Source organism: Streptomyces yamdrokensis (assembly GCF_053890455.1).
On sequence record NZ_CM132679.1, the window covers coordinates 2094273 to 2106406 of the forward strand.

Sequence of the window (12134 nt, forward strand, 5' to 3'; positions counted from 1 at the left end):
GTACGACATGCCGACCACGACATGAGGGACCGCGATGACGCAGCAGCCCACGACGGGCCGTTCGACGGCACGCACCAGGCGTCCGGCCGGTGTGCAAGGAGTGGGGCGGCCGATAGGGTCCGGTGCTGTGACCACACGTCTTGCCGACATCGCTGCTCAGGCCGGGGTGAGCGAGGCGACCGTCAGCCGCGTGCTCAACGGCAAGCCGGGCGTCGCCGCCACCACCCGCCAGTCCGTCCTCGCCGCCCTCGACGTCCTGGGTTACGAACGCCCGGTGCGGCTGCGGCAGCGCAGCGCGGGCCTGGTGGGGCTGATCACTCCCGAGCTGGAGAACCCGATCTTCCCGGCCCTGGCCCAGGTCATCGGGCAGGCGCTGACCCGCCAGGGCTACACACCGGTCCTGGCCACCCAGACCCCGGGCGGGTCGACGGAGGACGAGCTGACGGAGATGCTCGTCGACCGCGGGGTGGCCGGCATCATCTACGTCTCCGGCCTGCACGCGGACACCACGGCCGACATGCAGCGCTACGAGCGACTGCGCGCCCAGGGCGTGCCGTTCGTACTGGTCGACGGCTTCTCGCCGCAGGTGCAGGCGCCGTTCATCTCCCCCGACGACCGGGCGGCGATGGCACTCGCGGTCACCCACCTCGCCTCCCTCGGGCACACCCGGATCGGGCTGGCGCTCGGACCGAAGCGGTTCGTGCCCGTGCAGCGCAAGATCGAGGGCTTCGCACGCGCCATGCAGGACCAACTGGGCCTGGACGCCCGGGCCGTGGAGACCGAGCTGGTCCAGCACTCCCTGTACACCCTGGAGGGCGGTCAGGCCGCCGCCGACGCGCTCATGGACCGCGGGTGCACGGCGGTGGTGTGCGCCAGCGACATGATGGCGCTGGGTGCGATACGGGCGGCCCGGCAGCGCGGTCTCGAGGTGCCGACGGACATCTCCGTGGTCGGCTTCGACGACTCCCCGCTGATCGCCTTCACCGACCCGCCGCTGACCACGGTCCGCAAGCCGGTCCCGGCGATGGGCCAGGCCGCGGTGCGCACCCTGCTGGAGGAGATCGGCGGGACGCCCGCCCCGCACAGCGAGTTCGTGTTCATGCCGGAGCTGGTGGTCCGCGGCTCGACGGCCTCGGCCCCCGGGGACCGGAGCCGTTCCTAGAGCCGCCCGGCGGGGCACACCGAAGAGGCGGGGACCGCGGCGCGCACTTCCCCGGGCCCTTCGGCCGGGGGCGCCCCCGACCGCGCGGTACCGTCGCCCTCCCGCGTCTTGCACCCGCACGCACCGGCCCCGCTCGCCCCGGCGGGAGAGCCGCCGCTGCCCACCCCGGCCCCGATCCGCCGGGCAGGCCCGGTCGGAGCGCGGCGCCGACAGCCGCCGGACCGCTCGTGCCGCCCGTCCCGCGGACGGCGTCGCGGCCGCCGGGCCGCTGCCGGCGCACGGGGCCCTCAGCGGTCGGCGGGCAGGTCGCCCCAGTCGAGGCGGAGCACGGCCAGGTCGTCGGAGTGCCGGCCGGCGTTCAGGGCGTGGGTTTCCTTGATGAGGAGGTCGACGTGGTCCTCCGGATCCGCCGGGGGCAGGTTCCCGATCAGCGCGAGCAGCCCTTCGACGCCGAGCCGCTCGCCCTTCGTCCCGTTGTGCCCTTCGATGAGGCCGTCGGTGTAGACGGTCAGGGCCCCGGCGGCCGGGAGCGGAACGACGGTGGAGGGCCAGCTGCCGTCTCCGGGGACGATGCCCAGGGCGATGCCGTGTTCGGCGCTCACCTCCCGGGTTCCCCCGGCCGTGGTGAGGAGGGGCTCGTGGTGGCCGGCCAGGTGGAGGACGGCGGTGCCGGAGCGCTGGTCGAGGGTGAGGAGAGTGCAGGTGGCGAACAGGTGCTGGCTGTCGCGTTCGGCGATCAGGATGCGTTCCATCAGGTGCAGCAGGTCGTCTCCGCGGTACCCGCCGAGTACCAGGGAGCGCCACGCGATCCGCAGACAGACACCCAGCGCCGCGGCGTCGGGACCGTGCCCGCTGACGTCGCCCACGACGGCGTGCAGCAGCCCGTCGTCCCCCTCCACCACGTCGAGGAAGTCCCCGCCGAGCAGGGCCATCTCGGCACCGGGCAGGTAGCGGGACGTCACCCTCACCGTGGAGGTGTCGAGCATCGGCTGGGGCAGCAGGCCGCGTTCCAGACGGGCGTTCTCCTCCGCCCGCAGCCGGGTGGCCTGGGCCTCGGCACTCGCGCGTTCCGTCCGGCTCCGGTAGACGGCGTAGCGCAGCGCCCTTCGCAGCAGGTCCGCCTCGACCTTGCCCTTGACGAGGTAGTCCTGTGCTCCGGCGGCCATGGCCTCGGTGCCCGCCCGGTCCTCGGACAGCCCGGTCAGGACGATCACCGCGGTGTGCGGGGCCAGCCCCCGCACGGCCGTGACCGCGTCGACGCCCGCCACGTCGGGCAGGTGCAGGTCGAGGAGAACGCAGTCGATCGGACTGCCGGCCAGCTCGGCGCGCGCCTCGGCCAGAGTGGTCCGGGTGGTCAGCGCGAACCGCATCCCCGTGTCGTGGAGGAGTTCCTCCACGAGCAGGGCGTCGCCCGCGTCGTCCTCGATCAGCAGGATGCGGTACACCGACCCCTCGGAGGGCGCCTCCGGCACGGCCGGCGTGTCCGTCGTCATCGCACGGGTTCCGCGTCGGCGGGGACGGCCTCCGGCACGGTGGGCGGGACGGGGCTCTCCGGCGGCCGGGGCGCGAGGGTGAAGACGATGCGTGCGCCGTCGTCGTACTCCGGATCGACCTGGATGGTGCCCCCGTGGAACTCGACGATCTTCTTGCACATCGCGAGGCCGATTCCGCTCCCGGTGTAGGTGTCCTTGGTGTGCAGCCGCTGGAAGATCACGAACACCTTGTCGGCGTACTCCGGTGCGATGCCGATGCCGTTGTCGGTGACGGTGAACCGCCACAGTTCGCCTTCCGGGGCCGCCGTGATGTGGATCTTCGGCGTTTCGCCCGGGCGGCGGAACTTGACGGCGTTGCCCACCAGGTTCTGCCAGAGCATGCCCAGCTGGGTGGGGTCGGCGACCAGGGTCGGCAGCGGGTCGTGGGTGATCTCCGCTCCGGCCTCCTCGATGCCGACGCTCAGCGCGGACAGGGTCCGTTCCAGCACCTCGCCCAGATCGACGCTCTCGTGGGCGTTGTGCAGCCGCCCGACCCGGGAGAAGTCGAGCAGGTCGTTGATGAGGGTCTGCATGCGGTTCGCCCCGTCGACCGCGAAGTCGATGTACTGGTCGGCCCGGCTGTCGAGCTGCCCTCCGTAGCGCCGCTGGAGGAGCTGGGTGAAGCTGGAGACCTTGCGCAGCGGCTCCTGCAGGTCGTGGGAGGCCACGTACGCGAACTGCTCCAGCTCGGCGTTGGAGCGCTGGAGGTCCGCGGCCTGCGCGTCCAGACGCTGCCGTGTGTCCTCGCTGAGGGCCAGTTCCCGTACGAGACGCTTTCGCATGAAGTCGATCTCACGGCTGAGGCGCCGCAGGTCGGCGGGACCGGTCGGGCTGATGGGATGCTCGAAGTCGCCGCCGGTGACGGCGCGGGCGTCCGCGCCGAGCCGCTCCAGCGGCGTGTTGATGCCCCTGCGCAGTCCCTCGAAGATCAGAGCCGTGAGGACGACGATGAGCACCGCGATGGCGCTGAACACCCCGTTCCTCAGGGCCATCGTCCTCACCAGGTCGTCCCTCACCCGTGCGAGGTCCGCGCGCAGCTGTTCCTGCTGGCCGCTCAGGGCGGCACGTACGTCGTCGAAGGCCGCCTTGCCCTCCGTCGCCCGCTGGGTGGCCGTCGGCGAGGGTGAGCCGGCGGGCGCGGTGGCGACGGGCCGGGCGACTTTCTCCTGCCACGTCGCCACGGTGTCCTGCACGGTCCTCAGGTCGTCCAGGCCCGTGGGATCGTCCTCGAGCAGCTCGGTGAGTTGCGCGACGGTCGCCTCCTGCTCGGTGAGACCCTCCTCATAGGGAGTGAGGAACTCCGGTATGCCGGTGAGCCCGTAGCCGCGGATTCCGGTCTCCTGGTTGAGCACGGCCGATTCCAGACGGATCGCGACGGTCAGCGCGGAGGCGCGCACGTCCACCAGTTCGTCACTGATCGACTCGGTCCGCCCCAGGACCCATGCGCCCGCTGCTCCGAGCAGGGTGAGGACCACGAGGGAAAGGGCCGTCCCCACGCGAAGCCACCGCTTGGTCGTCCACGTGGAAAAGCCTCGCGTGTGCGATCGCCTCTCGTCGACGGTCATCGTGGGGGGCTCCTCGGTGTGGCAGTCGTGTGAAAGTTGGGCCAGCACACTTTAGAGGGTGACAACCCTTGTTGTCGCGGAGCGGCTCCGGGTCCTAGAGTTCCGGACATGCCTGGCAAGGACTTCGTACCGTGGATCACCCCGCAGGAGGCCGCCTCCCTCACGGACGCGGCCGTCGGTGATCTCGCGCAGCGCCTCGCCCGCCGGTTTCTGGGAGCCCCCTCGCACCCGGCGCCGGACGACCCGGCACAGGCCCTGGCTCTGCTCCACGTGCTGGATCACCTCAAGCAGGCCGCTGAACGGCTCCAGCAGGAAGCGGCCGTGGCTGCCGCCCGCGCCGGTGCCGGTTACCCGCAGATCGGTGCCGCCTGCGGTATGACCCGGCAGGGCGCCCGGCGCCGCTGGCCGGGGCTTTTCCACCATTCCCCCGAGAAACCCACGGAGCATCCGACAATGACCACCCCCGCCCGCCCCTTCGACGTCCTGCTGGTCGAAGACGACATTGCCGACGCCATGCTCATCGAGGAAGCCCTCTCCGAGCGCGGAGCCCGCAACCTCGTCCAGGTCACCGACGGGGTCGCCGCGCTGGAACACCTGCGGGCCCCGGACAGCCCGCGACCCGACCTCATCGTCCTCGACCTGAACATGCCCCGGATGAACGGCCGCGATCTGCTCAAGGTCCTGAAGAACGACGACGACCTGCAGACGATCCCGGTGGTCGTCCTGACCACGTCCACCGCACCGGACGACGTCACGGGCGCGTACAGCAGTCACGCCAACGCCTACGTGACCAAGCCCGTCAACCTGGAGGAGTTCGAGCAGGCCGTCCAGAGCATCGACGCCTTCTACCTCGACACCGCCACCCGTCCCCGCCCCTGAACCGGTCCGGCGCCACGGCTTCCCCGGGAGCAGGCTCCGGCCGCGCCCGGGGAGCCGTGACGCCGCGCATCCGCCCGGAGCCCGTCCGGGGCGCCGTGTCCTTCCCAGGTCGCAGGCGGCCGGTCCTCGCACCCTGCTCCAGGATGAGGCGGCGGTGCTCCTTCCCGGAGAGAACGTGCGGGGCCGCCCCGACCGTAGGATGATCTGCGGGTGGGGCTTTTCTGGCAGACTCTGTGCCCATGGGGAAAACGAGGGTGACCACGCTGGATGGCCGGGACCAGGCCGCAGCGCACCCCGTCGAGGACGGGACGGGGCAAGGACTCCTGCGTCGTCTGCGCACCCCCCGCCGTCCGCGGCTGTGGTTCGAGATCCTGCTGATCGCGGTGAGTTACTGGACGTACTCGCTCGTCCGCAACGCGGTGCCGGAGCAGAGGTCGAAGGCGCTGCGCAACGCGGACTGGCTCTGGGACCTGGAGCGGCAACTCGGTCTCGCCTTCGAGCAGTCGGTCAACCACGCGGTGAACTCGGTGACCTGGCTGGTCGTCGGCATGAACTACTACTACGCCACCCTGCACTTCGTGGTCACGCTGGGTGTCCTGGTGTGGCTCTACCGTCGTCATCCCGGGCGTTACGCGGCGACCAGGCTGGTGCTGTTCTCGACCACCGCCGTCGCCCTGGCCGGTTACTACCTGTTCCCGCTCGCCCCGCCGCGCCTGATGCCCGGGGGCGGCTTCGTCGACACCGTGGTGGTCCACGAGACCTGGGGCTCGATGGCCTCCGGCGATCTGAAGAACATGTCCAACCAGTACGCCGCGATGCCCTCGATGCACATCGGCTGGTCGATGTGGTGCGGGCTGACCGTGTTCGCGCTGGCGACGGTCCCGTGGGCGAGGGTCCTGGGTCTGCTCTACCCGGCGGGCACGCTGGTGGTCATCGTCGCCACCGCCAACCACTTCTGGCTGGACGCGGTGGGCGGCCTGCTCTGCCTCGCCTTCGGCTACGCGCTGGCGACCCTCTGGTACGGGAGCAGGCCGTACGCGCTGCCGCGAGGGGTACCGGACGGCCGGGACGGGGGCGGCCGGCTCAGTGGTTTCCCGGGCCGGCCCGGCACGGGCGGGGCCGTCGTGGTGGCGGACGGCGGCAGCCGGGGCACGGGCGGCGGGAGCACGGGCGTGGTGGGCCCTCGTACCCCTAAGGCACCGGACGGTCCCCCCACCGCGGGCGCGTCCGCCCGCACGCAGGCGCCAAAGGCGGCCCCGCGCCACTGAGGCGTCCCGCACCGCGGGGTCTACGACCCGCTGTAGAACAGCTCCTCCATCACGCCCCGTGCCCTGCGGGCCGTGCGCCGGTACGCGTCGAGCATGTCGCCCACATGGCCGGGACCGTGACCGAGGTAGCGGCCGACGGCGGCCAGTTCCCGCGGGTCGGTGGGGAAGGTGTCCCCGGCCCGGCCCCGGACCAGCATGACCGCGTTGCGCACGCCGGTGGCCAGCACCCAGGCCTCGTCGAGGACGGCCGCCTCGTCCGCGGGGATCAGCCCGGCCGCCTGGGCGGCCGCCAGCGCCTCACGGGTGCGGGTGGTACGCAGCCCCGGCTCGTGCGCGGCGTGCCGCAGCTGGGTCAGCTGCACGGTCCACTCCACGTCGGACAGGCCGCCGGGACCGAGCTTGGCGTTCAGCTTGGGGTCGGTGCCCCGCGGCAGCCGCTCGGACTCCATGCGGGCCTTCAGACGCCGGATCTCGCGCGCGTCGTCCTCGCCGATTCCGGCGGGCGGGTAGCGCAGCGGGTCGATCAGCTCGACGAAGCGACGGCCGAGGTCCTCGTCACCGGCGACCGGATCGGCGCGCAGCAGCGCGTGCCGCTCCCACACCAGGGACCAGCGCCGGTAGTACGCCTCGTACGACTTCAGGGTGCGGACCATCGGCCCGGACCGGCCCTCGGGGCGCAGGTCGGCGTCGATGAGCAGGGGCGGGTCGGCGCTGGGGATCTGGAGCAGGCGGCGCATCTCGGAGACGACCTTGCCGGCGGCGTCGGCCGCTTCCCGTTCGTCCACGCCGTCGCGCGGTTCGTGGACGAACAGAACGTCCGCGTCGGAGCCGTAGCCCAGCTCGTGGCCGCCGAAGCGGCCCATGCCGATGATCGCGAAGCGGGTGGGGAGGGTGTCCCCCCACCCCTCCCGGACGACCGCGCGCAGCGTACCGGCGAGGGTGGCCGCGGTCAGGTCCGACACGGCGCCGCCGACCAGGTCGACCAGGGCGCCCTGGTCGGCCTCGGCGGGCTGGGACTCGGTGCCGTAGGAGCCGACGATGTCGGCGGCGGCGGTGCGGAACAGCTCGCGGCGGCGGACCCCGCGGGCGGCGGTGACCGCCTGGACGGCGCCGTCGGCGCGGCGGACGGCGGCGAGGATCTCCTGTTCCAGGTGGGCACGGGAGCGGGGACTGAGGCCGCCGGCCTCACCGTCGCCGAGCAGGGCCACCGCCTCGGGGGCGCGCATCAGCAGGTCGGGGGCGAGCCGTCCGGCGGACAGGACCCGGGCGAGGTTCTCGGCGGCGGCGCCCTCGTCGCGCAGCAGCCTCAGGTACCAGGGGGTCTTGCCGAGCGCGTCGGAGACCTTGCGGAAGTTCAGCAGGCCGGCGTCCGGGTCGGCGGAGTCGGCGAACCAGCCGAGCAGTACGGGCAGCAGGGTCCGCTGGATGGCCGCCTTGCGGGTCACGCCGGACGCCAGCGCCTCCAGGTGGCGCAGGGCGGCGCCCGGGTCGGCGTAGCCGAGGGCGACCAGCCGTTCGCGGGCGGCCACGGCGCTGAGCCGGGCCTCGCCGGGGGCGAGCTGGGCGACCGCGTCGAGCAGCGGCCGGTAGAACAGCTTCTCGTGCAGCCGCCGTACGGCGGAGGCGTGCCGCCGCCACTCGCGGACCAGGCTCGTCACCGGGTCGGTGCGCAGGCCCAGGGAGCGGCCGATGCGGCGCAGGTCCGCGTCGTCCTCCGGGACCAGATGGGTGCGGCGCAGCTTGAAGAGCTGGATGCGGTGTTCCAGGGAGCGCAGGAAGCGGTAGGCGCCGTCGAGCTGGGCGGCGTCGGCGCGGCCGACGTAACCGCCGGCGGCGAGGGCCCCCAGCGCGTCGAGCGTGGTGCCGCTGCGCAGGGAGCTGTCGGTGCGGCCGTGCACCAGCTGGAGCAGCTGTACGGCGAACTCGACGTCGCGCAGCCCGCCGGGGCCGAGCTTGAGCTGGCGGTCGACCTCGGCGGTGGGGATGGTGTCGATGACCCGGCGGCGCATCTTCTGCACGTCGGCGACGAAGTTCTCCCGTTCGGCGACCTGCCACACCAGGGGGCGGAGGGCTGCGACGTACTCCTCGCCGAGGGCGGGGTCGCCGGCCACCGGGCGGGCCTTGAGCAACGCCTGGAACTCCCAGGTCTTGGCCCAGCGCTGGTAGTACGCGCGGTGCGAGGCGAGGGTGCGGACGAGGGGGCCGTTGCGGCCCTCGGGCCGCAGGTTGGCGTCGACGGGCCAGATGGTGCCCTCGACGTTGTTCTCGGAGCAGATCCGCATCATGTGGGAGGCCAGCCGGGTGGCGGCGCGCAGTGCCTTGTCCTCGTCGGCGCCGTTCACCGCCTCGCCGACGAAGATGACGTCGACGTCCGACACGTAGTTCAGCTCGTGTCCGCCGCACTTGCCCATCGCGATCACCGCGAGCCGGCACAGGGCGGTGTCCTCGGGCGCGGCGGCCTCGGCGAGCGCGAGGGCGGCGCGCAGGGTGGCGGTGGCGAGGTCGGCGAGTTCGGCGGCGGACTCGGACACCTCGGTGGTGCCGCAGACGTCGCGGGCGGCGATGGACAGCAGGCACCGCCGGTAGGCGACGCGCAGCGACACGGCGTCGGTGGCGGCGGCGAGACCGTGCTCGAACTCGGTCACGCCGGGGTGCAGGTCCCGCGCCTCGTACGTGACGAGCGCCTGCCAGTCGTCGGCGTGCCGGGCGAGATGGTCGGCCAGGGCCTCGGAGGCGCCGAGCACGCCGAGCAGCCGGTCGCGCAGCGGCTTGGCGGCGATCAGCGTGTCCAGCAGCTCCTGCCGGCCGGTGGCGCCGGTCTGCGCCTCCAGCAGCCGGACCAGTCCCAGCAGCGCGAGGTCGGGGTCGGCGGTGCCGCCGAGCGCCTCGAGGAGTACCGGGTCGTTGCGCACCGCGGCCAGCTCGGGGCCCTCCAGCAGCCGCTCGGCCGCCGACGGGTCGGTGAAGCCGTGCCGCAGCAGCCGTGTGAAGGTACTGCTCCTGCGCCCCGGCACCGACGTCATCCCGGTCTCCCTCGGTCCTCGGCCCGCCTCGGGCCCATCACCGGCCCGTCACCGGCCCGTACAGGCGACGAGCCTATCCGCCCCGCCACGACCCGGCCCGGGACGGTGGGCGCGACGGCCGTGCGGTGCGCGATGAGTTCCGGGGGCGGGCGGGGTCAAACCCTCCGGGGAGGAACTCCCCCGTCACCCCGACCCCGACCGGTGAGGCCGTCATGACCGACACACCACCACCCCCGACGAACGGGACTTCCGACTCTCCCGCCTCCCCCGAGGCCCGTCTCGACCCGCGCTACAGCGACCCGGAGGCGACCGCGCTCCCCTGGGCCGAGGCGCAGGGGCGGCTCGCCGCGGCGGAGCTCTTCTGGATCTCGACGGTCCGCCCCGACGGCCGTCCCCACGTCACCCCGCTCCCCGCCGTCTGGTCGGACGGCGCGCTGCACTTCTGCACCGGGCCACAGGAGCGCAAGGCCCGCAACCTGGAGGCGAACCCGCACGTCGTCCTGACCACCGGCACCAACACGTGGAACGAGGGCTACGACCTGACGGTGGAGGGCGAGGCCGTACGGGTCGCCGACGACGGCCGGCTGCGCGAACTGGCGGCGGCCTGGGAGGCGAAGTACGGCAGCTTCTGGCACTTCGAAGTGCGGGACGGCCTCTTCCACCACGGGCCGGGACACGCCGTCGTGTTCTCGGTGGCGCCGCGCACGGTTTTCGGCTTCGGTAAGGGCGAGCCGTTCAGCCAGACCAGATGGCGGTTCGCGTGACGCCGGGAGCCCGAACCGAACGCACCGAACGCACCGAACGCACCGACTCAGCCGGAGGAACCCCGATGAACATGGCCATGACCCTCGAAGTGCTTCCGCTGCCCGTCAGCGACATCGACCGGGCCAGGGACTTCTACCGGGACAAGGTCGGCTTCCACGTCGACATCGACCAGGAGGTCATGCCGGGCATGCGCATCGTCCAGCTGACGCCTCCGGGCTCCGGCTGTTCGATCGCACTGGGCGACGGCATCTGGGAGATGGCGGGCGACGCCCGCCCGGCCCCGGGCTCGTACCAGGGCCTGCAGCTGTGCGTCGCCGACATCAAGGCGGCCCACGCGGAGCTGACCGCCCGCGGCCTGGAGATCTCCGAACCGGTCGTGTACACCCCGGACGACGGCGCGACGTTCATGTACTTCAAGGACCCGGACGGCAACGGCTGGGCGGTCCAGGAGTACCGCCGCCGCGCGACGGAGCCCCTGCACAAGCTGCTGGCGGAGGCGGCGGGACGTCAGGAGTAGGGCACGGCGGGGGCACCCGCCGGCGCCGGTGACACGATCGGGGATCGTCGGAAAGGATGCGCGAGCAGCCGTACCGCCCGCCTGCCGGACGCGCAGCCCGCAAGTCCCGAACGACTGCGTCGGGGCGGCCGTCCCCCCGCCGTCGTCCTCGCCCCGGCCGCGTGGGCGGACGTCCTCGGAGGGCGGGCCGGGGGTGGGAGCCGGTGCTCCCACCCCCGGGCGCCGCGGCGGAGCGGCACAGCACCGGCAGGTTCTTCCACGGTGCGAAGGCCGTGGCCTCGCTGCGGTACTCCTCCCACTCCTGGCGCTTGTCGCGCGGGAGGAGGTCGAGGACGTGCTCGCCGAGGTTCCGCGGGAGGGGTTCCATGCCGGGGGCACGTCGTTCGGAGTCGGCGTCGGAGCGGGTCCGGACGTCGTCCTCGGCGCCGGGCGGGAGGCCGTGGCCCTCCTCCACGCGGGCCGAGCCGCCCCGGACGAGCTGGTAGGGGTCGCCCCTTCCCGGTCGGTGACCGCGGAGACCTCCGCCGCGTGCCGAGGCGGGCCCGCGATGGAGTCATCGCGCCGTCGTCCGCCCGGGCGGACGTCCTCGAGGCCGACCGGCCGGGGTCGGCCCGGCGGCCTCCAGCCGAAATTCCATACGGGCGAAACGTGTCAAATGCCCACGAATGGCCACTCGTGACGGGACGGACGGTCACGTGGGATGCCCGGTGTACGACTTCCGGCAGGCGCCGGGGCGTCCGGGACACGGGACCTCACGCAGGACATCCGATGAGGAGAAGCCGCCGATGAGTGAGTCCGTACACACCGGAACCAGGGATACCGGAGAAAAGGTCAGGACAGAGGCCTCCGCGACGGCCGGTCAGGCCAAGCAGGCCGCGGGCCAGGTCGCGGACACCGCGGCGGAGCAGGCCCGGACTGTGGCGGGCGAGGCCCGGCAGCAGGCCGGGAGCGCCGTCCACGACCTGCGGAGCCGGGCGATGGAGGAGGCCGAGGGGCAGAGCAGGCGCGCGGCCGAAACACTGCGGGGATGGGCGGGCGACCTCGCCGACCTCGCCGACCACGCCGAGAACGACTCCGCCGCCCGTGGTTTCGCGGCCCAGGCGGCCGACCGGGGCCGCCGTGCCGCCGACTACCTGGAGGAGCAGGGCGCCCAGGGTCTCGTCTCCGACCTCCAGAGCTTCGCCCGCCGGCGCCCCGGGGCCTTCCTCGGCGGCGCGCTGCTGGCCGGACTGGCCGTCGGGCGGCTGGCGAAGGCGTCGGGCGCCGCCTCCCGGACCCCGTCGCAATCCGACGGGTCCGGGCAGGAGCAGACCTCCGGGTCGCAGGGGTGGGACGGGCGGGGCGCGCCCCCCACCCAGCCGCTGCCCCCGGGTCCCCCGCCGGCCGGTGCACCGGGTCGCGCGTACCCGGAGGTGTGAGATGT

General features: G+C 73.2%; 9 protein-coding genes and 1 pseudogene. 6 read left to right on the forward strand and 4 right to left on the reverse strand.

Features of this window, described 5'->3' with window-relative positions; all coding sequences use genetic code 11:
- Nucleotides 1-127: 127 nt before the first annotated feature.
- Nucleotides 128-1162 (forward strand): LacI family DNA-binding transcriptional regulator, encoded by a 1035-nt coding sequence (locus ACWZEH_RS08755; protein ID WP_456197157.1) that lies wholly within the window; start codon nt 128-130, stop codon nt 1160-1162.
- Between the two features lie 287 nt (nt 1163-1449).
- Here ACWZEH_RS08755 and ACWZEH_RS08760 read toward each other — a convergent pair whose 3' ends face one another.
- Nucleotides 1450-2655 (reverse strand): PP2C family protein-serine/threonine phosphatase, encoded by a 1206-nt coding sequence (locus tag ACWZEH_RS08760; RefSeq protein ID WP_456197159.1) that lies wholly within the window; start codon nt 2653-2655, stop codon nt 1450-1452.
- Nucleotides 2652-4259 carry a sensor histidine kinase gene (locus ACWZEH_RS08765; RefSeq protein WP_456197161.1) on the reverse strand — a complete coding sequence of 536 codons (1608 nt, stop codon included), beginning with the start codon at nt 4257-4259 and terminating at the stop codon, nt 2652-2654. The genes ACWZEH_RS08760 and ACWZEH_RS08765 overlap by 4 nt, the downstream gene beginning before the upstream one ends.
- Before the next feature lie 108 nt (nt 4260-4367).
- Here ACWZEH_RS08765 and ACWZEH_RS08770 point away from each other — a divergent pair, with 108 nt between their 5' ends.
- Nucleotides 4368-5138 (forward strand): response regulator, encoded by a 771-nt coding sequence (locus tag ACWZEH_RS08770; RefSeq protein WP_456197163.1) that lies wholly within the window; start codon nt 4368-4370, stop codon nt 5136-5138.
- Between the two features lie 239 nt (nt 5139-5377).
- Nucleotides 5378-6406 carry a phosphatase PAP2 family protein gene (locus tag ACWZEH_RS08775; RefSeq protein WP_456197165.1) on the forward strand — a complete coding sequence of 343 codons (1029 nt, stop codon included), beginning with the start codon at nt 5378-5380 and terminating at the stop codon, nt 6404-6406.
- Between the two features lie 20 nt (nt 6407-6426).
- Here ACWZEH_RS08775 and ACWZEH_RS08780 read toward each other — a convergent pair whose 3' ends face one another.
- The gene (locus tag ACWZEH_RS08780) at nt 6427-9429 is read right to left on the reverse strand and encodes a bifunctional [glutamine synthetase] adenylyltransferase/[glutamine synthetase]-adenylyl-L-tyrosine phosphorylase (protein WP_456197167.1); all 3003 of its coding nucleotides are present in this window, start codon (nt 9427-9429) and stop codon (nt 6427-6429) included.
- 212 nt (nt 9430-9641) lie between these two features.
- On the opposite strand from ACWZEH_RS08780, the gene ACWZEH_RS08785 reads away from it, so the two are divergent.
- Both ACWZEH_RS08785 and ACWZEH_RS08790 read left to right on the forward strand, forming a co-directional pair.
- Nucleotides 9642-10193, forward strand: coding sequence for a pyridoxamine 5'-phosphate oxidase family protein (locus tag ACWZEH_RS08785; protein WP_456197169.1), 552 nt, complete (start codon nt 9642-9644; stop codon nt 10191-10193).
- Nucleotides 10194-10264: 71 nt separating this feature from the next.
- Nucleotides 10265-10711: a VOC family protein gene (locus ACWZEH_RS08790; protein WP_456199508.1), complete on the forward strand. Its 447-nt coding sequence runs from the start codon at nt 10265-10267 to the stop codon at nt 10709-10711.
- Nucleotides 10712-10949: 238 nt separating this feature from the next.
- Here ACWZEH_RS08790 and ACWZEH_RS08795 read toward each other — a convergent pair.
- Nucleotides 10950-11189 (reverse strand): annotated as a pseudogene (locus ACWZEH_RS08795) (glutamine synthetase); the annotation flags it as partial.
- Between the two features lie 307 nt (nt 11190-11496).
- Between ACWZEH_RS08795 and ACWZEH_RS08800 the strand changes: the two are divergent.
- Entirely contained in the window at nt 11497-12129 is a 633-nt protein-coding gene (locus tag ACWZEH_RS08800; RefSeq protein WP_456197171.1) for a hypothetical protein, read from the forward strand.
- The last annotated feature ends 5 nt before the right edge of the window (nt 12130-12134 follow it).